Origin of the sequence: Pseudoalteromonas sp. MMG010 (assembly GCF_018100905.1) — a bacterium.
GTDB lineage: Bacteria > Pseudomonadota > Gammaproteobacteria > Enterobacterales > Alteromonadaceae > Pseudoalteromonas.
Window position 1 is genome coordinate 165,735 of the sequence record NZ_JAGJEG010000009.1, and the last position, 26,614, is coordinate 192,348.

At 36.6% G+C, this 26,614-nt stretch carries 26 protein-coding genes and 1 pseudogene; 11 read left to right on the plus strand and 16 right to left on the minus strand.

Annotated elements, in window-relative coordinates:
- Window positions 1–212: 212 nt before the first annotated feature.
- Window positions 213–740 carry a TetR/AcrR family transcriptional regulator gene (locus tag J8L70_RS11205; protein WP_211055669.1) on the plus strand — a complete coding sequence of 176 codons (528 nt, stop codon included), beginning with the start codon at window positions 213–215 and terminating at the stop codon, window positions 738–740.
- Window positions 741–970: 230 nt separating this feature from the next.
- Here J8L70_RS11205 and J8L70_RS16070 read toward each other — a convergent pair whose 3' ends face one another.
- Both J8L70_RS16070 and J8L70_RS11215 read right to left on the minus strand, forming a co-directional pair.
- The gene (locus tag J8L70_RS16070; protein WP_348772157.1) at window positions 971–1,258 is read right to left on the minus strand and encodes an IS30 family transposase; all 288 of its coding nucleotides are present in this window, start codon (window positions 1,256–1,258) and stop codon (window positions 971–973) included.
- Between the two features lie 584 nt (window positions 1,259–1,842).
- Entirely contained in the window at window positions 1,843–3,156 is a 1,314-nt protein-coding gene (locus J8L70_RS11215; RefSeq protein WP_211055670.1) for a PAS domain-containing methyl-accepting chemotaxis protein, read from the minus strand.
- A 725-nt stretch (window positions 3,157–3,881) separates the two neighbouring features.
- Between J8L70_RS11215 and J8L70_RS16075 the strand changes: the two are divergent.
- Together J8L70_RS16075 and J8L70_RS16080 are read left to right on the plus strand one after the other, a co-directional pair.
- Window positions 3,882–4,114 (plus strand): annotated as a pseudogene (locus tag J8L70_RS16075) (PAS domain S-box protein); the annotation flags it as partial.
- Between the two features lie 42 nt (window positions 4,115–4,156).
- Complete coding sequence (locus tag J8L70_RS16080; RefSeq protein WP_247664793.1) at window positions 4,157–4,405, plus strand: PAS domain S-box protein; 249 nt, start codon at window positions 4,157–4,159, stop codon at window positions 4,403–4,405.
- A 136-nt stretch (window positions 4,406–4,541) separates the two neighbouring features.
- Here J8L70_RS16080 and J8L70_RS11230 read toward each other — a convergent pair whose 3' ends face one another.
- From J8L70_RS11230 to J8L70_RS11250, 5 genes are all read right to left on the minus strand, one after another.
- The gene (locus J8L70_RS11230; RefSeq protein WP_211055672.1) at window positions 4,542–6,008 is read right to left on the minus strand and encodes a carbon starvation protein A; all 1,467 of its coding nucleotides are present in this window, start codon (window positions 6,006–6,008) and stop codon (window positions 4,542–4,544) included.
- Between the two features lie 245 nt (window positions 6,009–6,253).
- The gene (locus J8L70_RS11235) at window positions 6,254–7,171 is read right to left on the minus strand and encodes a carbohydrate kinase (protein ID WP_211055673.1); all 918 of its coding nucleotides are present in this window, start codon (window positions 7,169–7,171) and stop codon (window positions 6,254–6,256) included.
- 2 nt (window positions 7,172–7,173) lie between these two features.
- Window positions 7,174–8,697: a mannitol dehydrogenase family protein gene (locus tag J8L70_RS11240; RefSeq protein WP_211055674.1), complete on the minus strand. Its 1,524-nt coding sequence runs from the start codon at window positions 8,695–8,697 to the stop codon at window positions 7,174–7,176.
- 81 nt (window positions 8,698–8,778) lie between these two features.
- A complete protein-coding gene (locus J8L70_RS11245) occupies window positions 8,779–10,500 on the minus strand; it encodes a hypothetical protein (protein ID WP_211055675.1) in 1,722 nt (573 codons plus the stop codon).
- 121 nt (window positions 10,501–10,621) lie between these two features.
- Window positions 10,622–11,293 carry an HAD family hydrolase gene (locus tag J8L70_RS11250; protein WP_211055676.1) on the minus strand — a complete coding sequence of 224 codons (672 nt, stop codon included), beginning with the start codon at window positions 11,291–11,293 and terminating at the stop codon, window positions 10,622–10,624.
- A gap of 336 nt (window positions 11,294–11,629) precedes the next feature.
- On the opposite strand from J8L70_RS11250, the gene J8L70_RS11255 reads away from it, so the two are divergent.
- Both J8L70_RS11255 and J8L70_RS11260 read left to right on the plus strand, forming a co-directional pair.
- Window positions 11,630–13,159, plus strand: a complete 1,530-nt coding sequence (locus tag J8L70_RS11255) for a catalase (protein ID WP_211055677.1) — start codon at window positions 11,630–11,632, stop codon at window positions 13,157–13,159.
- A gap of 74 nt (window positions 13,160–13,233) precedes the next feature.
- Window positions 13,234–13,731: an ankyrin repeat domain-containing protein gene (locus J8L70_RS11260; RefSeq protein ID WP_211055678.1), complete on the plus strand. Its 498-nt coding sequence runs from the start codon at window positions 13,234–13,236 to the stop codon at window positions 13,729–13,731.
- 181 nt (window positions 13,732–13,912) lie between these two features.
- Here the strand turns inward: J8L70_RS11260 and J8L70_RS11265 are convergent, their stop codons facing one another.
- The 4 genes from J8L70_RS11265 to J8L70_RS11280 all read right to left on the minus strand — a co-directional run bounded on the left by J8L70_RS11265 (window position 13,913) and on the right by J8L70_RS11280 (window position 16,409).
- Complete coding sequence (locus J8L70_RS11265) at window positions 13,913–14,437, minus strand: hypothetical protein (protein WP_211055679.1); 525 nt, start codon at window positions 14,435–14,437, stop codon at window positions 13,913–13,915.
- 277 nt (window positions 14,438–14,714) lie between these two features.
- Window positions 14,715–15,341 (minus strand): SGNH/GDSL hydrolase family protein, encoded by a 627-nt coding sequence (locus J8L70_RS11270; protein WP_211055680.1) that lies wholly within the window; start codon window positions 15,339–15,341, stop codon window positions 14,715–14,717.
- A complete protein-coding gene (locus tag J8L70_RS11275) occupies window positions 15,341–15,871 on the minus strand; it encodes a DsrE family protein (protein WP_211055681.1) in 531 nt (176 codons plus the stop codon). Before J8L70_RS11275 ends, J8L70_RS11270 begins: the two co-directional genes overlap by 1 nt.
- 73 nt (window positions 15,872–15,944) lie before the next feature.
- On the minus strand, window positions 15,945–16,409 hold the full coding sequence (locus J8L70_RS11280) for an NAD(P)H-dependent oxidoreductase (protein WP_211055682.1): 465 nt from the start codon (window positions 16,407–16,409) through the stop codon (window positions 15,945–15,947).
- Window positions 16,410–16,476: 67 nt separating this feature from the next.
- Here J8L70_RS11280 and soxR point away from each other — a divergent pair, with 67 nt between their 5' ends.
- The 3 genes from soxR (at window position 16,477) to J8L70_RS11295 (ending at window position 18,810) form a co-directional block, all read left to right on the plus strand.
- Entirely contained in the window at window positions 16,477–16,932 is a 456-nt protein-coding gene (soxR, locus tag J8L70_RS11285; RefSeq protein ID WP_211055683.1) for a redox-sensitive transcriptional activator SoxR, read from the plus strand.
- A 161-nt stretch (window positions 16,933–17,093) separates the two neighbouring features.
- The gene (locus tag J8L70_RS11290; protein WP_211055684.1) at window positions 17,094–17,735 is read left to right on the plus strand and encodes a hypothetical protein; all 642 of its coding nucleotides are present in this window, start codon (window positions 17,094–17,096) and stop codon (window positions 17,733–17,735) included.
- Window positions 17,725–18,810 carry a rhomboid family intramembrane serine protease gene (locus tag J8L70_RS11295; RefSeq protein ID WP_211055685.1) on the plus strand — a complete coding sequence of 362 codons (1,086 nt, stop codon included), beginning with the start codon at window positions 17,725–17,727 and terminating at the stop codon, window positions 18,808–18,810. Before J8L70_RS11290 ends, J8L70_RS11295 begins: the two co-directional genes overlap by 11 nt.
- Before the next feature lie 45 nt (window positions 18,811–18,855).
- Here J8L70_RS11295 and J8L70_RS11300 read toward each other — a convergent pair whose 3' ends face one another.
- The 3 genes from J8L70_RS11300 to J8L70_RS11310 form a co-directional block, all read right to left on the minus strand.
- Complete coding sequence (locus J8L70_RS11300; protein WP_247664786.1) at window positions 18,856–19,368, minus strand: DUF6795 domain-containing protein; 513 nt, start codon at window positions 19,366–19,368, stop codon at window positions 18,856–18,858.
- Window positions 19,368–19,736, minus strand: coding sequence for a DUF1294 domain-containing protein (locus tag J8L70_RS11305; protein WP_211055686.1), 369 nt, complete (start codon window positions 19,734–19,736; stop codon window positions 19,368–19,370). The genes J8L70_RS11300 and J8L70_RS11305 overlap by 1 nt, the downstream gene beginning before the upstream one ends.
- 160 nt (window positions 19,737–19,896) lie before the next feature.
- Window positions 19,897–20,439 (minus strand): carboxymuconolactone decarboxylase family protein, encoded by a 543-nt coding sequence (locus tag J8L70_RS11310; RefSeq protein WP_211055687.1) that lies wholly within the window; start codon window positions 20,437–20,439, stop codon window positions 19,897–19,899.
- Between the two features lie 119 nt (window positions 20,440–20,558).
- On the opposite strand from J8L70_RS11310, the gene J8L70_RS11315 reads away from it, so the two are divergent.
- A complete protein-coding gene (locus J8L70_RS11315; RefSeq protein WP_211055688.1) occupies window positions 20,559–21,146 on the plus strand; it encodes a TetR/AcrR family transcriptional regulator in 588 nt (195 codons plus the stop codon).
- 53 nt (window positions 21,147–21,199) lie between these two features.
- Here the strand turns inward: J8L70_RS11315 and J8L70_RS11320 are convergent, their stop codons facing one another.
- The gene (locus J8L70_RS11320) at window positions 21,200–23,320 is read right to left on the minus strand and encodes a methyl-accepting chemotaxis protein (RefSeq protein ID WP_211055689.1); all 2,121 of its coding nucleotides are present in this window, start codon (window positions 23,318–23,320) and stop codon (window positions 21,200–21,202) included.
- A 140-nt stretch (window positions 23,321–23,460) separates the two neighbouring features.
- Window positions 23,461–23,889 (minus strand): organic hydroperoxide resistance protein, encoded by a 429-nt coding sequence (locus tag J8L70_RS11325; RefSeq protein ID WP_211055690.1) that lies wholly within the window; start codon window positions 23,887–23,889, stop codon window positions 23,461–23,463.
- 133 nt (window positions 23,890–24,022) lie between these two features.
- Here J8L70_RS11325 and J8L70_RS11330 point away from each other — a divergent pair, with 133 nt between their 5' ends.
- Both J8L70_RS11330 and astB read left to right on the plus strand, forming a co-directional pair.
- Window positions 24,023–24,442: a MarR family transcriptional regulator gene (locus tag J8L70_RS11330; protein WP_211055691.1), complete on the plus strand. Its 420-nt coding sequence runs from the start codon at window positions 24,023–24,025 to the stop codon at window positions 24,440–24,442.
- A 416-nt stretch (window positions 24,443–24,858) separates the two neighbouring features.
- Window positions 24,859–26,205, plus strand: a complete 1,347-nt coding sequence (astB, locus tag J8L70_RS11335) for an N-succinylarginine dihydrolase (protein WP_211055692.1) — start codon at window positions 24,859–24,861, stop codon at window positions 26,203–26,205.
- Window positions 26,206–26,614: the final 409 nt, after the last annotated feature.

Below are 26,614 nucleotides of genomic sequence, written 5' to 3' on the forward strand. Positions count from 1 at the left end.
TTATCATTGTTTAAAATAAACCAGCGCAGACAACCTACCTACTGATAGGTAAGTTATATTATTCTTTAGATATTAAGTCAAATTAAACGTTAGGAAAATTTTTAGTATTTTATATTTGTCAATTAATTCAATGTATTAAAAGTAGGTTTAAAAGGGCTTGTAAATAACTATTGAGTGTCCGATAATTTGTCGGTGTCGTAAGGAAGTAGTCAATGAGCAAAAAAGAAGCATTATTAAAAGCCGCCGAAAGTAAAGTACGCATAGGCGGTTATGGAAACTTTAGTTTTAGAGAACTTGCTAACGAAGTTGGTATTAAAAGCGCAAGTGTGCATTATCACTTCCCAACTAAAGCTGATTTAGGTGCTGCGCTTGCTCATCAATATACAAATTCATTTTTAGCCGCTTTAGGCGATCCTGTTGCAATTAAAGCAAGTGGCAAAAACCCAATCGAGGTTTACAGTCAATTATTTAGAAGTGCACTGATCACCGACAACAAAATGTGTTTATGTGGGTTATTAGGCGCAGAAAGCGATAGTCTTCCTGAACAAGTACGCACTGAAGTGAAGCGATTTTTTAATCAAAATTTAGCATGGTTATGCTCTGCACATGCTGAAAATGGCGATAAAAATCCAGCACAATCAGCTATTGCTACTGTAAGTATTTTAGAAGGGGCGATGATGATCAGTAAATCGCTCGATGATAACAGCTACTTTGAGCAAGTCACTCAAACCCTAAAATAGCTTATGTATGCTTAAAAACTGTCGCGGATTCAAATCTGAAGTGCATAACGTTTAGGCGGCTTTAGCCACCAAGTGATCCTGCATCAATTTTGCAGGCGTTTAAAGTCCAAGTGTCTTCCTCGGACGATTATTAAGTTGCTCAAGTACAGGCATTACTTGCGCTGGTGTTACCACCTTAAAATCAGTGCTCTTCGGCCAATACTGGCGTAGTAATCCATTCGTGTTTTAATTCAATCCGCGCTCCCATGAGTGATAAGGGTGAGTAAAATAAGCAAGAACTCTTTTCCATTGTCAGCCGTGATACTATGAAGCGCTGACCTATATGACCTTAATAGTTCTATCGTCACCGCTGTGACGGCTTCCGCTGTTTTGCCTGCCACCTGAGTTGATACAGTGAATTGGGTGACCCGCTCTATAATGGTAACAAGGGCGCCTCTATGAACTTTACCTATGACGGTATCTATTTCCCAATCTCCTATAAGTCCTTTTTCATCAACTCTTTGTGGACGTTCTTCAATGCTAACACGAGTTTTATTTGCCCTCGGTTTGTTTTACCATGACTGCGCTTGTGATATTTCTTACCGTGTCGGCGTAGATGTAGGTATAACTCAACACCTGCTTTTTTATCTTCCCAGATATACAGATAAATGGATTCATGGCTGACAGACCGTTCACTTTCTTTACGCAACCATCCCTATATTTGTTCAGGACTCCACTTCTCATTAAGCTTCTGGGTAATTAAAGCCATCATTTCAGGTGTCATCTTAAGCGGTTTTCTTACACTTCTTCGGCGAAACAAAGCCCGCTCATGAGCTTGTTTATGTCTGTAACCTCGCTTACCTGTATTTCTAGAAAGCTCTCTTGAAATCGTAGATTGCGATAAATTAGTTAACTTAGCAATAATATATTGCTTAAACCGCTTTTCTTTAGAACGGCGATCTGGGATCTTTGCGCATAGGTCAGTTGTTTGTAATGTCTCATTGTAAAATCTCTTGCCGGAGAAAAAGCCGTTAGCTTATAAGCAACTGACCACTTAATCTAATCAAAACAAGTTATGTACTTACAATTTGTTGTCTAGGTTGTTTAATATCTCCAAGTTAATTTATAAATGATCGCTAAATTTTTCTACAGCTTCTACAACCTGCTGCGCTCCTGTTTGTATTTCATTCATAACTCCCCCAGCATTATTAGAAAGGTCTAAAGCGCTTTGTGCTTGCTCTAGGCTTTGTTCTATAAGTGATACAGCATTAGTTGTAAGGTGTTTATTTTCACTTACAACTTTAACAATCTCATCTGTGGTTGTACTTGTTCGTAAAGCCAGTTGTCGAACTTCATCTGCAACGACTGCGAAACCACGCCCTTGGTCTCCAGCTCGTGCCGCTTCAATTGCTGCATTTAATGCTAATAAATTAGTTTGATCCGCAATGCCACTTATATTATTGACTAAGTCAGTGACTTTGTTTGATTGAGTATCTAAATCATAAATACCTTGACTAGCTTCACGCATTTGACCAGAAAGTTTTTCCATTGTGCCAATTGTCGATTCGAGTACTGAAATCCCAGTATTAGCATCAGCGTCAGTTTTCTTGGATATATCATATGCAATTTTAGCTGAATTAGATATTTCAAGCTCTCTATTCATTTGATCTGTAATAACTGTCGCGAATTTAATTACTTTATAAAGAACATTATCATCATTATGTATAGGGTTATAAGATGCCTCTAACCAAACCTCATCCCCATATCTATCTATTCTTTTAAAGCGATTTGATACAAATTCACCATTATTTAATTTTTTCCAAAAATTATGATAAGACTCTGATTCAGCTTCTTCTGGAGTACAGAATATCTTATGATGCTTGCCTAAAATATCTTCTTTTGCGTAATGCATTCCATTAAGAAAGTTATCATTGGCATCCAGTATTACACCATCTAAACTAAATTCTATCGTTGCTGAAGAACGGTTTAATGCAGCTAACATATCTTGTGATTCTCTTGATTGCGCAATTGTTTTTGTTAGCTCAGTTGAATATACAGCTAATCTTGTATTATTATTTTCACAATCAGCGATTGGCTGGATAATACTGCGATACCATGATTCTTGCCCCAGCTTAGTTCTTATTTGCATTGCTCCATGCCAATGCTTTCCTTTAGAAATTGCATCTAACATTTTTTTGCAGTGGGGTTTAATGCGAGATGTATCCAAAATAATATCTTTGATATTTTTATTTAAAAGCTCAAGTTCTGAGAAACCAATTGAATGAATAAAATGCGTATTAGCTTCTTTAATGTCACCTTTTTTATCAATACAGATATAGAGCATTTCTGTCCTCAAATCATTTTGAATATGATGAAATTCAGCTAGTTGACCTTCCAAATCTTCAATTTTCATCTGAGCTTTTTTATTAAATAACATGTAATGAATAATTCCTAGATTAATTATTAAGCCTAGTTTTGGCTTATCGCTTTTAAAAAATGAATAATTTTATGCAATATTATAGATTTAATATTGCACTTCCCTTTATATCTCTTACTGCCTTAATATTTAAGGATTTTACTTAGCTGTAATGTAATACCATTCAAATAATACTTCATCGTTCACCTCCATCAGTTTAAAGACATGGTGAGCTTAAGTTTTTAAATGAAACATTTTATAAATAGCTTAGACAATCAAAGCCATCCATTGAAGACTATTGGACGATGAATTAGCTGAATTGGTAGGAATATTCAATCCTTCTATTATCCACGATCAACAAATTTATTTAGGGTTTTGAAAGCAATATTGAGCAACTACTTTAATGATAAAGTATATATATTATATTTTATGTAAATATTCCCCACCTTTTTGTGGGTAGAAATATATTTTAAATAATATAAAAAGATTAAACAAGAGTATATTTATAGAACAGTCCTCTTTATGTAATCGCTATCATTGTTATTTACTATTTTCTATGGGCTGCTCTATAAGTTTTAATTGTGCTATTAAAACCAGTTATATATCACTAGAAATGTATATAATACAACCATTCTATATGGAAGAAGCCATCAATGATGACGGAACTATTATCAGATATTTTTGTTGAAACGCTCGATTAAGCGATTGATAGCGTCGTTGTTATTAATTCAGATAATAATGTCATCCTGTATAATAAAGCAGCAGAAAAGCTGTGGGGTTATTCGAAAGATGAGGCATTGGTGAAAATGTAAAGCTGCTTGTTCCCGCTGAGATAAAACCTAACCATGACATGCTAGTTAGTCGTAACCGTGATACGGGTAACAATAAAATTGTTGGCGCCAGTCGTGAAGTAGTGATTGAATGTAAAGATGGCAGCCAAAAATGGGGATCGATGTCGATCTCTAAAGTACATTCTCAGGGACAAATATTATATACCGCTTTTATTAAAGATGTCACAGAGATGATATTTGCTAGACGGCACTTAAAGTTACTCTCTTTGGTAACAGATAAAACTGATAACGCGATTATTATTATTGATAATAAATGGCAAGCAACTTATGTTAATCAAGGCTTTTCTACACTGTTTGGTTTTACGCAGGATGATATTTTAGGCGCCTCACCTATTTCTATTATTGCACCACATTTAATACCCTCTCATATCGATTTTATAAGAACCTGGACTTCCCAGCTTTCACTAGACAGTTTTTAATGCTTAGCAATCGCTAATTTAGTTCGAAATTATTTGACTATTACTTATAAAAAACCCGAGATTGACACAACTTCAACCTCGGGTTTCAGCGCCAAACCACCTAAAATAGGTGATTTGAGTTATTAATTATCGCTGTTTATACCGTTTGTTTACGTGCATGCTTTGCGTTAACAATAACAAGTGCAATAAAACACAATACAAACGTAGCGGCACCAATTGGTTTACCGAGTTCATGCGATAAACTAAATCCTATTGGGGCCGTCATAATAAACGCCATGGTTACACCGCTGGCAATACACGCTGGTACACTCGCAATCCAATGGCAGGTCCCTCTATCAAATAAGTACTTAGTTGCAAGCCACAATACACTGGTAGAAAGTAACATATTAGAAAACGCGAAATAGCGCCAAATCACTGTAAAATCAAGTTTTGTCATAAAGTATGCAATGGTTAAAATAGGTAGTGCTAGTAATAAACGATTACGTAAACTTTGTGGAATATTAAAGGCATCAACAACCGTTAAGCGCAGTGAACGAAACGCAGTGTCACCCGAGGTTATAGGGAATACAGCAACTGCAATAATAGCCATAATACCGCCAAATACGCCTAAGTAACTATTAGCAACATGGTTGACGACTAAGCCTGGACCACCTTGATCTAACAATGCTTTTAAACCTTCGTACCCATCTGGGAACGCAGCAATACCAGCCAGCGCCCATACACAACCAACAATACCTTCACATACCATGGCACCATAGTACACTGGGCGGACGTATTTTTCGTTCGTTAAACAACGCGCAATAATAGGCGCCTGAGTTGAATGAAATCCACTGATAGCACCACAGGTGATCGTAATAAATAACAATGGCCAAATAGGCTTCCCATCAGGGTTAGGCTCTAGGAAGTCATGAGCATGATCGCCTTGAAAATACGCTAAAAAGTCGCCTGCAACAGGAAGATGTGGGGCATCCATTAATAATGACACAGCTATTAAAGTGGTCATCACAATCATTAATAAACCAAATAATGGATAAAATTTTGTAATAATTTTATCTATCGGTAATAACGTAGCTAAAAAGTAATAAGCTAATATCGTAAGTACCCAAAATGTATTACTAGCAAAAAAAGTGCCTTCAAAAAAGTCTAAATTACTTAATAATCCAGCGGGGCTCATAATAAATACAACCCCAACAAAGAATAACAGCATTGCAGTAAATACAAGCATAAAGCCTTTAAAGACAATGTTGTAGTAATGACCTGCTATTTCTGGAAGGCTCTTCCCGTCTTCTTTTATACTCATCACTCCCGAGAAGAAGTCATGAACCGCGCCACCGAGAATATTACCCAGTACAATCCAAACTAATGCGACGGGGCCATAAATTGCACCTAAGATAGGTCCAAATATAGGGCCGACACCCGCAATATTTAAAAACTGAATTAAAAATGCTCTAACCGGATGAATAGCAACGTAATCGACGCCTTCACTAAAACGAGTTTGAGGTGTTTTTGCGGTTGCGTCCATTCCCGCTTGTTTTTCTACAAATGGGCTATAAAACTTATAGCCTAGTATCAAAATAGTGATACAGATAAAAAAGATGATCATAAAGCACGCTTCTCTTTTAATAGTTTATGAGTGTAAATAAGGTGTTGTCGTATTTATATAGTTATGTGTTGTGACTACATAAACCCTTTAAAATAACCGAAGGAGTGTATCAAAGCATTTATAACGATACAATTAGACGTTTAGCTAATACATTTATTGGTTTAAACCGCATATTTCTAATAATTTATCTTAAGGCACAAAAAAGCGGCCATAATAGCCGCTAAAACACACAACAGGTTGGAAAACTATTGTCCGGTCATAAAGTCGGTAATTTGTTTATGTTCGATCACAGGTGTAGCACCAGAACGCTCAGCAACCATTGCGCCTACAGCACACGCAAAGTCAACAGCATACTGTGCATCATCGTTACTACATAGTTGATAAATTAACGACCCTAAAAATGAATCTCCAGCCCCTACCGTGTCTACAACACTAATAAGGTAACCTGAGTTATAAAAGTTTTTACCTTTAATGGTAAGTAGTGCACCATGGCTGCCTTTAGTAACACACAAATACTCTGTATTTGTTTGTTCGGCAATAAAGGCTAAGTTTTGCTCTAGAGAATGAAATTTACATCCCATTGCTTTCGCTATTTCGTATAACTCATCATCATTTAACTTAATAAAATCGGCTGTGTTCATTAATTCAATTAGCGTCTCTAATGTGTAATGTGGTGCACGTAGGTTTACATCAAACACTTTAAAGTTAGCCACATTTAATAATGCTTGTAATGTTGCTTTAGACACGTCACTACGCGCTATTAGGCTACCAAAAACAAACACATCACTACTTTTAACTTTATTAATTAAATCTGGCGTTAAAGCAATATTATCCCAAGCCGTATTGGCCACTATTTCGTAGCTGGCTGAGCCACCTGAATCTAATGTCACTTCAACGGTGCTGGTACTTTTTTCACTGTTAACCGTTATAAAGTCACAGCTTACACCTTTACTATCAATCTCTTTAAGTAACTCACTGCCTAATGCATCATTACCTACGCCACTTATTATATCGGCTTTAATACCTAGAGAGTTTATTCGTACGCACATATTAAGCGGCGCACCACCTAAGCGTTTACCCGAATCAAAACAGTCCCATAATACTTCACCAAAGCAGCTTACACTGACATCTTGTGTCGATTTTTGCTTAATTAAAATACTCATAATTAGTTACTCTTTTGCGTTAAAACAGCCTGCATAATGGCTTTAATATTACTTTTCGGTGCGTATAACTCGGTAATAATGTTTTTATATACGTTGGTAAACTCAGTATTTTTCTCTAGTTCGCCAAATAAGCTCGTTAATTTTAAAAACGCACTGCTATCATCTTGCGTTTTTTGTGCATAAGTGTGTAATTCGTCACTCATCGCATCTTGAATATCAAGCGCTTGTCCATGTTCCGATTCGCGTTTGTCACTGTATAAACACCATGTAGCAATCACTAAAGTAGCAAGTGATACATCACGCCCTAGTTTTAGGTTTTCATTAATTGTAGCAATGATAAACTTAGGCAGCTTCGCCGAACTTTCAGAACAAATACGGGCTAAGTTATCTTTAATGTTAGGGTTAGCAAAACGCTCGATTAGGGTATCTTTATAAACCTCAATATCAATACCATCAAGCTTTTCCAAATTAGGGGTTACTTCATCATCCATAAATGCGCGTAAATACGTGGCAAATAATGGATCAGAAACAGTTTCATCGATAGTAGAGTAACCATGAATTGAGCCTAACAGCCCAAGTACTGAATGACCTGCATTTAATAAACGAATTTTCATCGTTTCAAAGGGGGTAACATCCTTTACAAACTGCGCACCAACCTGATCCCACTGTGGTCGAGTGTTACAAAAAGTATCTTCAATAACCCACTGACTAAAATGCTCACACGTAATAGGCCATTCATCGCTCACACCGTAAGTATCTACCACATAATCAATATCGCTTTTTTTCGATACCGGAGTAATACGGTCGACCATTGCATTTGGAAAAGCAACATTTTGTTCAATCCACTCACTCAATTGTGCATCTTGCTCTTTAGCAAAAGCCAATAACATTTTACGCGTTACATTACCGTTATGTTGAATGTTATCGCATGATTGAACAGTGAACGCAGCAAGACCTTGCTCTTTACGACACTTTAGCGCTGCGGTTAAATAACCAAAAGCGGTAATTGGATCGTTAGGATTATTAATATCGTGGATAATATCTGGGTTTGTGTAATCAAACTCTCCCGTTGCAGGGTTAAAGTTGTAACCCCCTTCGGTAATCGTTAATGACGCAATTTTAGTATCACTATGCGCTAACTTATTAATCACTGCTTGCTTATCTTCTGGCGCAAATAAAAAATCAACCATAGAACCAATCACTTGGTTATCAATTTTTCCATTTGGATGCCTAACCGTTAAGGTATATAAGTAATCTTGTTTTTTAAGGATATCGCGTAATCCACGATTTCCTTCAAGTAGCCCCACACCACAAATACCCCATTGTTCAGAGCCAGGCGTTTTTAGCAATTCGTTAATATAAACCGCTTGGTGAGCTCGATGAAAGCCCCCCACACCAATATGCACAATACCCGCTTTAACTTGACTGCGATCATAGCGTGGTACATCAATATGGCTAGGTAGTGTTTGTAAACTATGTTGGTTTAACCCAATTACTTGGGTATCAGTGTGGTGTAAATCCGTCATTGTGTGGCCTTACTAAAAAAACAAAAATTGAAAATGAAAACGTAACAAGGGCTAACTAAATGTTAGCCCTTAATTAGTTAATTAAGAGGTGGTATTAAGCGCCTTTTGACGCATTAACGACCAGTAAGCGGTAGCAAAGTAAATTACCGTACAGATAAAACAGGCTATTTCAAACTGTGTTTTATTGTCAGTATAAATACTCATTGTTTCGCTAAAGAACATAACCTGTGAAGCAAAAACAAAGATAATTAATAACGATATTGTAGAAATAGCATTCAACACTTTGCTAAAGAGGCTTGTATCTTGAACTGGCTTTGCAACATCTTTTGCAAGTTCAGCTTGATACGCTTCAATGTTTTTAAGTTCTTGCTGCTCAGCTGCAATTTCTGTCGTGTAGTCTTCACTTGCACCATATTTTTTGGCTAATAAAGTATACACAACAATACTAAAAATCCATGTTGGGATGAATAAGTAATAGAACGACATAACATCAAGCGCATTTAAACCAAAGCCAAACACTAATGCCAAAGCCCAAGTTGCAATTGCAGGCACACTACGCGTAATATTTTTATATTTAGCCCAGTAACGTGTTAAACCAATTTTAGGAAATAACATGTGCTCAGCAAATACGATGCCACCAACCGGCACAACTAATAAACCAGCATACGTTAATAACGGTAACATTTGTGAAAAAACAAATGGAAAACAAGCGATTATAACAGTTACCACACCAACAATAGCGGTCATACGTTCACGCGATTGATTAACGAAAATTGACTGTGCTGCTAAACCTGCGCGGTATAAATTTGCATTGGCGGTAGTCCAACCAGCGATAATTACAATAACAAAGCCAGTCCAACCAAGTGCATGATAAGCCACATCACCTGGATCAAGTGATGAAATCGTCGTTTTAAGTAACACAGCAACACCTGCACCCATAATACCTGCAGAGATCCACGCTAGGTAATGACCAAAAAACATACCTACACCTGAAAATAAGCCATAACGTTTACGTTTAGCAAATCTAAATACAGCCATATCAATCAAACCAAAGTGGGTGATTGAGTTTGCAGCCCAAGCAAAACCAATAACTTCTAGTAAGCCAATGCCTTTTTCGCCCTCAGCATTAGTGCCGGTCCAAATGGAGGAATCCCCTATGGTCATAAAGTCAGCCCAGCTCGATAGCGTAGTAGAGCCTAAAACATGGTTAGACAGTTCTGGAAAAAGTGCAAATGAGCCAGCAATAAAAATAGCAAATAACCAAGGCGCACATATTTTTGAAAAGTCAGCAACCGTTGAAAAACCATACATAGCAACAAATACAACGATTGACCCGACCGCAAGTACGATGGCGACAAAAGCAAAACTATTAGGGTACCAATCGAGTTGTGCCGGAATATCAAATAAGAACCTGACTGCGGTGGAGGACACCGTGATCATCGCCGCTGATATCACACTAAATATAATAACATTAGCCCAGTTATAGAGCTTAGTCATTGAGTTACCAGCAATTTTATTAAGGTAATTATATAAGCTTAAACGTGTTTCAACAGCGATAGGAGCGGTAAGAAGCCACCATGAACACATCGCTAAAATATTACCAATAAGTAAGCCTAGTAAAATATCGATGGTTGATGCACCAAGCGCAACAAACGTTGCACCGATAACAAATTCTGTCGCTGCAACATGCTCACCGGCATATAAGCCTGCAAAATGCTTCCAACCATGAAGTTTATTTTTTGCAACCGGTAGCTGCTCTTCATTCATATTTTTATATGATTCTGTTTGTGTGTGTGTTGCCATAATGTTTCCTAATAAAATACAACTATCGAATCCTAAATGCTGTATTTACATGGTTAATTGTTTAATTATTAATCTGCATTTTCCTTAATCTTAATGCATAAATTTAATACTACTTATTATTTTACTTTCTTAAAGCAGGATAAACGTTAAAAAACTCTTGCCAATGTGCAAGTACATCAAGCTCATTAAACGCACTTGGTACATGATTTACACCCTTTTGTAAGTGTAGACCACCACAATAATGAAGCACTTGCATATTAGCACTTAGCCCTGCACTCACTCCCGCTTTACTGTCTTCTATTACTAGCGCATTTTCAGGCGATATCGCCATTTTATTTGCTGCATGTAAAAATAAATCAGGGGCTGGTTTACCATGCTTCACTTCAGAACTGGTAAACACATTTGAGCCAAAGTAAGTTGCTAAGTTTACTGTATTTAACGCTTTTTCTGTTCGTTCTGGGCTGCTACTTGTTGCAATACAAAATGGAACTGCTAACTGTGATAACACCTCTTCAATGCCATTGGTGGGCTTTAATTGGGTTAAAAACTCTTTTACTAACGCATCACGATATTGCTTTTCAAAGTCAGCACTAAGCTGAACATTAAAATCATTAGCGATAATCTGTGTAACCGTTTTAAAGTTACAACCCAAAAAATGTTGTTGTACAAAAGCACTATCAATATTGACGTTTAGAGGTGCTAACATATTAATTAGTACCTGCGCACTGACGATCTCACTATCAATGACTACGCCATCACAATCAAATATCACTAAATCAATTTTATTGTGCATGTTTTTACCTCTGTTGACTTCAACAAACCACCATGAGCATTGGCCCACAACCTGAGCATATTCCCTCTATTATTCAAATATGTCAATATGCTGTAACTGAAAACTTTAGAATATTATGAAGTTTATTTAATAAAATATTAATAAAAGCGTACCTAAAACCCTTTCACTACTGTCACCTCTTACTCAATATACTTTAACGTACATCACTTTTGATTCAAAAAACAGATTACTACAATCTAAACAACCTGTTTTACTGATTAATTGTTTGTTCATATACTTGTTGACAGTTAAACAGCCTGCAGCATAGCCGGCGCATTCACATATACGAGGTTACCAATGAATATACAAATTAATAATAGCTCAAAGCTAACTATGAGCGCGCTTGCGCTAGCAATTGCTCTACCTGCAAGTGCTGCTACAACATTAACTAAAGATAATGGTGCAGCAGTAGGCGATAATCAAAACTCTATAACTGCTGGAGAGCGCGGTAGTGTTTTATTAGAAGATGTACATCTAATTCAAAAACTACAACGTTTTGCTCGCGAACGTATACCTGAGCGTGTAGTACATGCTCGTGGTACTGGTGCACATGGTGTGTTTGTCGCATCAAAAGAGTTAGATGACTTAACAATTGCGGCACCTTTTACTAAAGCTGGTAAAGAAACAGAAGTCTTTGTACGTTTCTCATCGGTTATCCACTCAAAAGGGAGCCCAGAAACGCTTCGTGACCCACGAGGTTTTGCAACTAAGTTTTACACCGATGAAGGTAACTGGGATTTAGTAGGTAATAACTTACCTGTCTTTTTTATCCGTGATGCAATTAAATTCCCAGATATGGTTCACTCGTTAAAACCATCTCCGGTTGATAACATTCAAGATCCTAATCGTTTCTTTGATTTTTTCTCTTATGAGCCAGGCTCTACTCACATGTTAACATGGGTTTTCAGTGATTACGGCACACCTGCTAGCTTACGTAAAATGGATGGCTGGGGTGTACACGCTTATAAAATGATTAATAAATCAGGCGATGTTAAATACGTAAAATTCCATTGGGTAAGCCAACAAGGTATCGATAACTTAAGTGCTAAAGAAGTAAATGAAGTACAAGGTAAAGATTTTCAACATTTAACACGCGATTTATATGCTGAAATAGGAAAAGGTAATTTTCCTAAATGGGATTTATACATCAAAACACTTGATCCATCACAATTAGGTGACTTTGACTACAACCCGCTTGATGCAACAAAAATGTGGTTAGATGTTAAAGAGACAAAAGTAGGAACTATGACACTAAACCGTATGCCTACAAACTTTTTCCAAGAGACAGAACAAGTTGCAATGGCACCGGCAAATGTTATCCCAGGTATTGAGCCTTCAGAAGATCGCTTATTACAAGGGCGCGTATTCTCATACGCTGATACACAAATGTATCGTTTAGGGGCTAATCACCAACAATTACCTATCAACCGTGCAAAAGTAAATGTTGTTAATTACAACCAAGATGGCGCAATGAACTACGGTAACACAACAAGTAACGTGAATTACCAACCAAGCCATGAAAATGTAGCTGAAAACCCAATTGCACGTAAAAGTAAAACAGCCTTAAAAGGTTATGTACAACAGGCCGCAATTAAAAAGCAGCAAAACTTTGCCCAAGCGGGTGTGTTATACCGCAGCTTTAGCAAAGAACAACGTACAAACTTAGTAAATAACCTAGCGGGCGACTTAGGTCATGTAAAAGATAGCAATGTAAAACATAAAATGCTTAGCCACTTTTACAAAGCAGATACAGAATACGGTACACGTTTAACAAGTGCCGTTAATGGAGATATAAAATTAGTGAAGCAGCTTGCCGCTAAACTTTAATATAAATTTCTAGAATAACCAACCACAACCAGAAGGAGAGGCTATGTCCTCTCCTTCTTTATAAGGAGTTATAAATGCGACATTTAATTATTATATTAACTTTACTGTTTACTATTAGTTTCAGTGTTAATGCACAAGATACAACACAAAATAACCCAACTGTAGAATCTCAATATGAGAACCTTCTTGGCTACTTTTTTGCTGCAGCACGAACCAACGATACCGATGTCATTGATCAATTCGTTAATGCAGGTATCCCTATAAATAGTTTTAACAAAAAAGGCTATACCGCGTTAATGATTGCAACTTATCATGGCAACAAAAAGAGTGTTGATACATTACTACAACTAGGTGCTAATGCCTGTTTAGAAGACAACCGTGGTAATACCGCTTTGATGGCTGCTATTTTTAGAGGTGAATTTAGTATTGCTAAAACTCTTGTATCACTAGATTGTGATAATGAGCATGAAAATAAAGCCGGCCAAACAGCACAACAATTTGCCGAAACATTCGGTCAACAAAAAGTGTTAGATTTATTAGCGCAAGTAAAGACTAAAAACAGCCTTGATTAACGTGTTAAGTGTAACTAAACATACGCTCATGCTGTTTATCTTGTTGTTAATAAATAGCGGATTAATCCATCTTAAAATGTATTTTACTTCGGTTAATTAACATTTATCCATGTTTTTACGAAGTAAAATACAGTAAACAAAGTAGCCACCCTGCTAACATATCGTATTTAAGTTATTAAATTTATAAAAGAATGTGTTGCTTTAATGTATTTAATGCACTCACCGCAAACCCTTCATCATAAAAATAAAGTACCCTTGCATCGGCATCTAGTAACACCACTCGGGCATTGTTAGGATTCTCGTTACCTGTAAACTTTTGTACTTGCTCACCATCACTATAAATAGTAATAACACCAGCCCACATTTCTTTGGGGATCCCTTTTCGCATGCCATTGTCAATAAAAGGGCTAAACATACGTGGGGCTAACCCCGCTATGGTCGGCAATTCATAAGTTGGTATAGCAATACCCGCCATATCTAGCGCAATTAACCAACGATCAATATCAAATTGACTATCTTGCTTATAACCAATCAGTAATAGTGTGTAATCATTTTCAAAGTCGGTGGGAATACTGATCGTTTTTTGTGCCAAACTCTGACCAGTAACGGTAATAAATTGCTTACCTAACAACTCTTTATTTGGGTAGGTCGTTCCACATCCAGATAAAGTTAAAATACATAGTATCGTTAAAAGTATTTTCATCATCACTCTCATAAATTTTTATATATAAGAGTGTACGAATACAAAATTAACTTAGATCAATCTGCTTAACCACATATTCGCTCAACATCACATAAGAAAATATTAATTGAGACTTTAAAATCATGGACTAAATTTGTTACTGCATTTAACTGTTTAAAGCAGTATCAATCATTTTCTTCGTAGTCAAATCGACAATCGGTTGATAAACCCAATAAAAAGACCTTATTTTTTATTGGGTTTATTTATTCTAAATAGTCGTACAACGATTGGTATTAAAAAATTAAATATATTTAATTATTTCGCACAGCTGTTTACTCAACACTGTATGCCCATGGGGTGTTAAATGTATTCCATCACTATCGCATACCTTTATTTCGGGGTCTATTTGAACATAATCATGTTTTTTTTGCGTTAATAAGTCAAAAAACAAACGGGGTAATTGAGTTTGTTTTTCAGCAAAACCTTGATAAATCTTTTTAAATTGATTGACTGGCTGAATCGGCGCTAAACTTAAAAAGAGTATTTTTGGTAAACTAAATTGGGTTTGCTCAAAGTAAAAACCTTCAATTTTTTCAATAAGGGTTGCTAAGCCCTGCAAGATATCTTGTGCTGAATAACCATACTTATTTTTTAAATCATTTGTACCCAACATAATAACAATCAATGAGATAGGTTGTGCCTGTAAATACGGCTTTAAATATGTAATACCTTTATTTATGCCGTTAAAAGGCGGATGACGCACCAAAGTTCGATTAGGCTCACCTGCTTCTATAATATTAAACTCACTTCCTAGTTGCCTTTGTAGTAAAGCCGTCCAGCGTGTTTCTTCATTAAAGCGTTTACCCGCTTGCCCATTCATACCCCATGTATTTGAATCGCCAAAGCATAGTATATTTTTTATCATCATCAAAAAGGGTTAAGGCTATAGCCTTGCTGTTGCAATTGAGCATGTGCTGTCATTGCTGAAAGTGACATTGTAACCCCGTTAATTAATTGCTCTGATGACACATCATGATGTGTTGCTGACTGCCCGCAAACAAAAACACGCGCGTTATTTTCGATTAGCTGCTCAATTAACGATTGATTTTTATTATCTGCAAAAAAACGCTTTTTGTATTCATTATTAGCGAGCACGTCAACACTCGCCTCCCCATGGACAACTAAAGCTAATTGGATATTTTGTGGTTTAACACCATGGGCTATATGCATATTAATAAAGCGGGCTAATGAATTCATTTGATTATTTTTCTGTCCAGGTTGCGCTTTTTTAGCCACATCAAATGCTATTTTAAACACCGTGCTGTCATCAATTGGATCATGATTTTTAACCTTATAAAAATAGCCAAATTCATCTATTGCTGTACTAGGTTGCTGTGCAGTAATAGCGGCACTAAAGAGTAGCGCTAAGGCATTAAAAAACCACAATGTTAATTTCATCAACATGCTCCATAAATCTAAAATATGCTTTTACATTAGCAATTTACCCATGACTGTACAATCTAAAATTTAACTAGCGAGTTTGTTTATGTTCATGTCCAACAAATGTCATACCTAAATAAAAAAATGTATTTTTAAACATATCTATAAACGATGATGGAGCATATATAGAGGTCGCATTAGAAAGTATTGAAAAGCGCTTTTCCCGTAATGTTCTTAATTTTACGGCCCGTTTTTCATCGTCCATATAATCGGTGATCCGATCAATGAATATCTTCATTTGTACTGTTGTGCTGTACCAATACACGGGAGATATAAACACCCAATGTTGATATGTCAGTAGCTGCTCAAACAAAATATAAAAGTCATCGTCAGAGTATTTCTTATCGTACCGATATGGCACTAAGTCGTAATCATCTAAGCAAAGGCTCGCTACTGGGTTTTTATTTAAATACTCAGCCACTTGCTTTGACGTATTACCTTTTTTACGGGCACTGGAATAAATTACGATCGTATTATGGTTGGTTTTTTGTTGCATTTACACGACTCTTTTTTTATGGTGAAAACATGTTAAAACCTCAAGTTAACCTTAGGTCAATATATTCATGTCTGAAGCACAAAAAAAACTCACCGAAGCAACCTTAACGGTAGGTTATGTCGCAAAACGCAGTGGAGTAAACGTATCTACTTTACATTTTTATGAAACCAAGCAATTAATTAAAAGTTGGCGTAACAGCGGTAACCAACGTCGCTATAAACCCGATGTACTAAGGCGTATTGCTGTAATTAAAGCAGCCCAAACAATGGGCATAAGCTTAAGCGAAATCCACGCAACATTATCCACGCTTCCAAACAACCGAACCCCAACTAAACAAGACTGGTCTGCATTATCTAAGCACTGGCAAGCACAACTCGATGAGCGTATTCAATATATGCAACGTGTACGAGACAATATAGAGGGCTGTATTGGCTGTGGATGTTTATCGTTAAAAAATTGCCCAATATATAATAAAGATGATCATCTAGGGAAATCACAAAATGGTGCCGTATATTTAAAATAAAGCGCAATAATGCCCTGTTAACGCAATAAACCGTTACCAAACAGTTAAATTTGCCTTACTAAATAGGCTGTTATCATTACAGGTAATAATTTGATCAAATCTCATAACTAACGTACTCTTAGCAACCCAGAAGAAAGTAGCAACAATTATAAGGACACATAATGGAGCCTAATAATCCTTCGAATAGTCAAAGTCAACAGCAAATAGCGGCCACAAAAAAGTTAGCACAAGCACTTAAAACGGTTGATAATAAAGAACTGAAAAGCACCGGTTTTTGGTTAAATCAATTTTTTATGGTGATATCTACTATTTTTGGTGTTTATCTAGCCGCTCAAAGTGGATTAGAGCAAGCATTAAAATTTGATACTTATAGTAAAATGGAAGACAACTTTTATTTACGCACATCGCTTTACCAAGAAGTGCAAGATAATGCGACAACTCTAGCAGACTTCGCCGCTAGAATCGCAAAAAGCCCTCCGATGACTGAAATTGAATATCATAAGCCACAAGTAGAAAAATACATTTGGCAAACGATGCAATACTCACCCACAACCCTTGAAACCCCAAGTGTATTTTTAACCCAAATACGACGTTTTTATGCCCGTGCCGAATTTATATTAGCAGCAGTAAGCCAACGAAAAATGTCAGCCCGACAGGGTTCAAAAGAACTTGATAAAATAATCAGCATTATTGAAACTCAAACATTAGTTCAGCTTAAAGCCAGTGCTGAGCATTTGCAAAATGAACTAAACCAAAATGGGATTTCAGTCGGATCATTAAAGGAGTTAGAAAATGCCAACTAAACGTTGCCCACATTGTAAAGATGTAGCACTAGAGCCGACACAATATCAGCAAGAAGAGGTCGATATTTGTCGTCATTGCGGTGGTTTATGGTTTGAAAAAAACGAAGTAAACCGCATGATAGCAGAAATAAATGACAGCCCTATTGGCGAAAAATACGAAACTCATTTTGGCAAATCACTTGGCGTTTCAGAGCTCGATTGTCCTGATTGTAATAAGTCACTAGAGCGCTTTCATCTATTAGAAGATTATCACTGTGAAATAGATGTATGTAGACATTGTGATGGTTCGTGGATTGATAAAGATGAACTTGAAGTCGTTGCTAACAGTCACGAGCTTAAAGAGCACTTAACCGAGCTAAATGAAAAAGTAAATTGGAAAACGTATCTCTTCCAATTTTTAACTCAAATGCCTATTGAATACAACATACAACCCCAAAAAACACCGTGGGTTACTTATGGTTTAATCGCATTAAATACCATAATATTTGCATTATATTTTTTAAGTGCAAACAACTTTTCTTTTGTTTTAGAACACTTTGCAATGACGCCAGCGAAAATCAGTCAAGGTGAACAATTATGGAGTGTTTTAAGTTGTGTATTTTTGCATGGTTCAGTTATGCATTTGCTCGGTAATATGTACTTTTTATATATTATTGGCGACAACCTTGAAGATGCTTTAGGCCATAAACGCTTTTTATTATTGTACTTAGCCTGTGGTTTAGTTGCGTCGTTTGCAAGTTTTATCGTAAGCCCTCTTTCTGACATTCCAAGTGTTGGCGCCAGCGGTGCAATTGCAGGCCTATTTGGTATGTATTTAATGTGGTTCCGCCATGCAAGCCTGACTTTTATGTTTATCGTTTACCATAAAAAGCTCTCTGCGGTGTGGTTCTTTGGTATTTGGTTAGCCATTAATATATTTGGTGCACTTTCTGGTCCAAGTGGTATTGATTACAGCGCACATATTGGTGGATTTATTCTTGGATTGATTATCGGGTTTATCTTAAAAGAACAGATTTATACGCAAAACCCTATTATCGGTTTGTTAAATAAACCATTCGCAAAAATAAAACGCTAACGTTAAAATCACCAGTGTGTAAGCGCTGGTGATTTCCCCCTTAAATTACTGCATGCAACGGGTATAAACCGTTATAGCATGTGGAGTGTTTGGTATAGCGATATCAATCGTCTGCGCCTTTAACTGCAAATCACAAACGAAATTACTCAAATAAGGGATTAAACTATCTTGTTGCTCAACAAAGCTAATAAAGGTATACCACAGTACCGTATTCTCATTTTCATCGTCTTCATTACCAATATATAAATGCTGACCTAACGAGCTATTAAAAAACATATTATTTGGGTTTGAACTGCTTATCTGCTTTTTTTCAAAGCTAAAATAACCATTTTCATCACTGTGGGTTTTATCAATATATTCGTCACCATAGGTGAGCTTTCGGGTTATTTTAATATGCTTTTGCGCTACCCCCTCTCTTAAAATACGTCCTTTTATCGCCGGTGATAATGTCACGTCTTGTTTTTTAAAAAAGCCAAACATACTTGCATACCCTTGCGTTGCGGTTATCAATAAAAATGTAGTCAAAATAAAGATAATTACAGGTTTTATTTTTATCATTATGCTGCCCTATAAAAAGAGGTTATGAGCAAACTAACCACTCCTATATTAACTAAAATCATTAGCCATAATTTGAGTATAAAGCTGCGTTTTTGTGATTTATGGCGTAACCACTGCTGCCCAATAAGTGCGCCCGGCCAACCACCAAGTAATGCCCAAAACTGTAAAGTGCGCTCAGCGGTACGTGTTACTTTTTTATAATTTGACTGCTGTGCTTGATGTTTATCCCAAGCGTAAAGCAAAAAAGTAAACACACTAAGTACGCTAAAATAGCTGGGTACAACAAGTAGTAACTCAGCATAAAAGTACATAAACCACATCGCGGTTATAAATAAAAAAGCAAATAATGTGAGTGTTTTTTTAAGCACAGCATTCTCATTTGAACAATCGAATAAGGTGAACTATTCACCTAAATTAGCCATGCTACCTGAGCGTGTTGAATATTTACAATAAGTAATGACAATTTTTGTTTTTAAATGCACACAAAAAAGGCAGCCTAAGCTGCCTTTTTTTGTACTTACGATACGATTACTTAACAAACTTTTTAAAGGGTTCGTCAACCGGTGTATTTGCAAGGTGATTTGTGTAATTACTCATTACTTTTTGCGATAAACCAACAATAATTTCAAGTAATTGTTGTTGTGCGTAACCGGCAGAGAAAAACTTTGAAATTTGCTCATCGCTAATTACACCGCGCTGACGTGTCATAGCTAGTGTTGTTTCGCGTAATGTTTCAAGCTTAGGATCAGACAGAGGTGTTTTGTTAACTAATGCATCGACAATATCTTGATCGATATTCATCATAGCTGCGATACCGCTGTGTGCTGGTACACAGTAATGACAGTCGTGCTCAACGTTAATTGTTTGCCATACAACGGTTAACTCTTGTGCATTAAATGACGTTTTTTGAAACAGTTCATGAAGTACTTGGTACCCTTCTAACAAAGTTGGGGCTTGTGCCATTACTGCATGTAAATTAGGTAACATGCCAAAAGCAGCGACTGATTTTTCTAAAAGTGGTTTCGCTTCTTCAGGTGCATTTTCTGCTGTATATAATGTAAATTCTGCCATGTTTTGCTCCAAGTAAATATATTAAAAAGTGTTTTAACTAACTTCTGAGCACATACTATTTGATTTTGAGCGACCGTTCAAGTTAAAATTGAGCATGTGTTCAAAATATTGAGAAAGACATGGCAAATAAAGTTAAATTTGAGCGTGATAAAGTTGTATACCTTGCCAGCCAATTATTTTGGCAAAAAGGGTTTCATGCAACTTCAACTCGCGATTTACAAGATGCAATAAACATGCGCCCTGGTAGCATATATGCTGCATTTGGTTCTAAAGAAGGTTTATATAGAGAATCGCTAAAAGATTATACATTACAAATGCAAAGCCAAATTCAAGGCTTTTTGGCCACATCAGATACTATTGTCGGTGGTTTAAGAGCATTTGTTGAAAGTGTAGTAATCGCTAAAAAAGACTGTAACCCAAGCGCAATCTGCATGTTAGTAAAAGCCAATAATGAATTTGCCACTAAAGATGAAACCCTTTACGAGTTAAGCTTAGATTTACTCGCGCAGTTTGAAAGTGATTTAATTGAATTATTTAAACAAGCACAGCTTAATAACGAATTGTCTAACGCAGTAACAGCGCAAGAGTACGCACAATTTTTCCAGGTCCAGTTTACCGGATTGCGTGGGTACTTTAACCGGCCTAATAATATACATTTAGCTCCTAAGATGATTAATCAAATGTTCGCGCTACTACGCAAGTTATAAAAATAAAAAAGCACGATATAAATCGTGCTTTTAACTTATAAACTATGAAAGCATTATGTTTTTAATTTTTGTAATTCAATATCTTGCTCAGCAACTAAAGTATTTAATGCTTTAGAGCTTCCTTGTGCTTGGCTCGATAATTGGGATAGCTGCCCTGCCGCATCTGAAATAATCGTTAAATTACGGTTAATCTCTTCGGTCACTAAACTTTGCTCTTCAGCTGCGGTTGCAATATGTGTTACCTGGTTCGTAATTTCAGCAACCTTAGTCACCACTTCATGTAAGCCATCAAATGCAGTAGCCGTTTCAACAACGACCGTTTGCGCCCTATCAACCCCTGTAGCAATAATACGCGAAGCGCTATCAACCTCGTTTACTAAACTATCAATTAAAGTACTGATATCATCCGTTGATGAACGAGTTTTAGAAGCAAGTGCACGCACTTCATCAGCAACAACGGCAAATCCACGACCATGCTCACCGGCTCTTGCTGCCTCAATGGCTGCATTTAACGCCAATAAATTAGTTTGCTCAGCAATCGTTCTTATAACATCAAGAATATGAGTAATATCATTACTGCGAGAGGCAACCTTTTCTACAGCTTCGTTAGCCTCTTGGATATCGCCAGACATTGTTTTAACATGCGTAATTGCTGAAGATAAACTTGATTCGCTACTGCGAACTAAGTTATTTATTTCATCGGCTTGTGCCGCTGATTGCTCCGAAGCTCTAGCAACCTCTAAAGCTGTAGCGCTCATTTCATTCATGGCTGTTACAACATTTTCAATTTCTTTAAATTGAGCTTGTACATTTTGTTGTGTTTCGATTGCAATGCTTTCGGTTATTTCACCTTGCTCACGCGTTTGCCCAGAAACCTCTTTTAATTGATAGATCAAAGCTCGCAGCTTTTCTAAAAACTGATTAAACCCAGTTGCTAATCCAATTAACTCGCCATGTGTGTCAATATTAATTGTGTGCGTTAAGTCGCCTTCTAAATTGGCTAAATTGTCGACTCGTTGAGTAATTTGTAATAAAGGTGCGGTAATACTCTTAATCACCAGTTTCATAACAAAAAACGCAATAAGGGTAATTAAACATCCTGTGATTATCATTGCCCACTGAAGCGAAGTGAGTGTATTGGTTAAGTTTTTATTAAGCGCAACCGGCCCTTGTAGAGCAAGGCTTTTTGGTACTTCAATTAATAACGTCCAATTTATATCAGCTAGTTTTATATGCACAGGATAGGCAACCACAATACTATCTGAGTTTGTCAAAATACCATCTTTATTATTAATCGAATGATAATTATCCAGCGTCTCTTTAGTAACCGCCTCTTTTAATGGGCGCCCTAGTTTACTGCGGTAGTGACTACTGCCTACAATTAAATCAAGCTCACTTAATAGGGTGACTTTTGTTTGCCCATTGTATAATGAATTTGAAAGCTGCTCTGTTAACGCTTGAAAGGTAGGTAACGTAATATCAACCCCCGCAAGGCCAATAAAGCGTTCATTACGAATAATAGGTACAGTTAAAGAGGTGAGCATAACCGCCCCACCTGAAGGGATTTGATATAGGTACGGCTCCATAATACAAGGCAATAATGAGTTTTTTGCACATAAATACCAATGTGCTTGAGGTACCCCAAATTCATTTTTTTCTGTTATATATTTGTCACTTGCATTAGCTACTTTTTGCTGCTGTATAACGCCATTTTCATCGCGAGTAATATACACTTCTAATGTGCCAGCCCCCGTCACTGAATGCTTATAACCTGCTTGGTAATTGGCATCATCACCGTCAAATGCATTTGCTTCAAATTGAGCGTAAATTGAGGATAATAGTTTGTTTTTCTCTAATGCAGCATGGTTTAGCGCTACCACCGTGTCCCTTGAAAAAGCATTCTCTTTTTCGTTACCGCCTAAAATAGCAGCTAGTGTAATAGGAATACGATATGCTTCATTAATAAAACCAGCTATTTTTTCGCTGTAAGCTGCACTATTTGCCGTTAGTTTTTCGTTTACCTCGGTGATAATTATTTTTTCAGCGTTACTTGAAAGTACTTCATTACTGCTCGTTAATTGATACCAAATAATCGAAGTTAAAATAATAACAGTAATAAAAATACTACTAACAGATAACCATAAAAGTTTTTTGGCTAACGAAATATGCCTCATTGACTAAACCTATAAATAAATTTTATGTAAGTATAGGTAACTTCCCCCTCAGATGAAAAATTAAATGTGCTTAATTACACTATTTTAATAGTTTTAGTGCACATATATCTTTAAATGCACTAAAACTAAACATATTTAACTTACACAACAGTTAACTCTACTGCGATATTGCCGCGAGTAGCATTTGAATAAGGACATACCTGATGTGCTTTTTCTACTAATGTTTGCGCTTGCGCTTTATCCATATCACCTAACGAAACCGCCAGGCTTACAGCAATACCAAAGCCACCTTCAATGGCACCAATAGAGACTTGCGCATCAATATGAGTGCTATCTGGTAACGCTATTTTTTCACTTCCAGCGACAAATTTAAGTGCTCCGATAAAACAAGCGGCGTAACCGGCTGCAAATAACTGTTCTGGGTTGGTCCCTTGACCATCATCGCCACCTAAACCTTTAGGCGTTGATAAATTAACATCTAAACGACCATCATCCGACTTTGCGACGCCTTCGCGACCACCCGTAGCGGTTACTTTTGCTGTATACGCTATGTTTTGTAATTTATTCATATTTAAATCCTAAGTAGTTTAAAAGTGCATTAATTTATTTTGCGTGCAAAATAATAGCGCGTAAAAATAGTGATTGCAAATACTTTGCATGCAAATTAAAATATTACCTGATTAAAAACATAGAGAAACACGAATGGAATTTGAGCAGCTAAGGTTAAAAAATCAATTATGCCATCGCCTTTATAAAGCTTCAAATAGTGTTGTTAGAGCCTATCGAGAGCCTTTAGCCGCGCTGAATTTAACCTATCCTCAGTATATTGTAATGATGGCACTGTGGGAGCAAGATGAAATAAGTATTGCTGCATTAATAGAAAACACCGTAATAGATGGCGGCGCACTCACTCAAATATTAAAAAAAATGGCAGAAAAACAATTAGTACACATTGTTAAGCAGCAAACTGACAAACGGCAAAAGCTCGTTAAATTAACCTCACAAGGCCACGCATTAAAAGCGCAAGCGAGTGATATTCCAGAGCGTGTATCGTGTAAATTTACAGGTATAAGTAAAGATCAGGTTAAGCAACTTATGCAATTACTAGATCAAATCGGTTAATGACAAAATTAAGTAGATTTAATTTAGCGCTCCTTTTTCGGTGCAAAGATTATATTATTTGCGCAATAGTGGTGCTGTGAATTTAGCTTTTTATTAAGTACATTTACTAAATCATTGATCTTTATTCATAAATAATTCAACTTCAGATTGGCATAATTCTTTCTTAAATATTATTGACTCAGTACGACTTTAAAGGAATTCACATGCTTAATTTATACTATACCCTTTACCTACTCTGGCGTTTTGACATTAGCGTATGGCAAGTAAACGAAGCGTCGAACCCCCACACTATTGCTGATAAAGAGCGCTCTTTATAAAAAACATTAACATTATGTGATATGCAATGAGATTACTTTGCAAGATAATACATAGCATTGTATTGTTAAGCCTTCGAAAAAGTAATTGTTGGAATACTCATGCACGCGTTTGAAGTTAATTTTGATGGCCTCGTAGGCCCAACCCATAATTATGCAGGATTATCATATGGTAATGTTGCCTCATTAAATAATGCAACTAGCTATTCAAATCCTAAGGAAGCTGTATTACAAGGCTTAGCTAAAATGAAAGCGATGCACGATAAAGGGTTAACTCAAGGTGTATTTGCCCCCCATGCACGTCCCGACATTAACGTATTACGTCGACTCGGGTTTAGTGGAAATGACGCACAAGTCATTAATAAAGCCTTTAAAGCCGACCCAATTTTATTACGTGCTTGTTATTCAGCTTCAGCCATGTGGACCGCAAATGCCGCAACTGTTTCACCCTCGCCAGATACAACAGACGGAAAAGTGCACTTTACCTCGGCTAACTTAAATAATAAGTTTCACCGTTCGTTAGAGCCTGCAACCACCACACGCTTATTAAAAGCAATGTTTAACGACGATGCCTATTTTGCGCATCATACCCACTTACCTGATCAAGGCTTTTTTGGCGATGAGGGCGCAGCAAACCATACTCGTTTTTGCGATAATCATGGTGATCAAGGGTTAGAAATGTTTGTATTTGGTGAAAGCGCTTTTAATAAGCAATTACCAAAACCTGAAAAATTTCCAGCACGTCAAACACTCGAAGCGTCGCAGGCTATTTGTCGTTTACATAACTTAAAACCAACAAGCCAAATTTTACTTCAACAAAACCCAGATGTAATAGACCAAGGTGTATTTCATAACGATGTTATTGCCGTAGGTAATGCCAACGTATTACTGTGCCATCAACAAGCATTTTTAAATCAAGCACACGCCTTAGAAAATATTCGTAATGCGTATGTTGGCAATAAAGAGTTTTATATTATTGAAGTACCAACAACTCAAGTAAGTTTAAGTGATGCCGTAAATAGTTACTTATTTAACAGCCAGTTAGTGAGTTTACCCGATGGTTCAATGCTATTAGTTGCACCGCAAGAATGCCAACGAAATAGCGCTGTAAGTGCCTACATTGAGCAAATGATATTGGCCGACAACCCGGTAAATCAGGTACAGTTTTTTGACCTTAAGCAAAGTATGCAAAATGGCGGTGGACCCGCATGTTTACGCCTAAGAGTTGCTTTAAATGAGAAAGAACTAAGTGCAGTCAACCCTGAGGTTATTTTAACTGATACAAAATACACACAGTTATGTGACTGGGCTAACCGTCATTACCGCGATAAATTAGAAGCTAACGATTTTGCCGATCCAAGCCTACTTACTCAAAGTTTCACCGCACTTGATGAGTTAACACAGCTATTAAAACTAGGTTCTGTGTACGACTTTCAATTAGAAGGTTAATACTTCACTCAGAACAAAGGCTAATACAAAAATAGCGAGCCCAAGCTCGCTATTTTACGCTTTCTCTACTTAACGTCTTTATTTACCGTTACTGACAAATAGACTAGAATAAACTAGACAGCCACTTTAATTAAACTAACAAAACTGCACCATTAAACTTGCTATTCATGTTCAGAATTAACCTTTTAATATTGGGATAGTTTCATTTCATGTATTAAATAAGTCATTAGTATGATTATACCTGAATTACACGCATGTGAATGACTGAATAAATAAACTAGACAGCCACTTTAATTAAACTAACAAAACTGCACTATAAATTTGCTATTCATGTTCAGAATTAACCTTTTAATATTGAGATAGTTTCATTTTATGTATTAAATAAGTCATTAGCATGCTTAAAACTAAC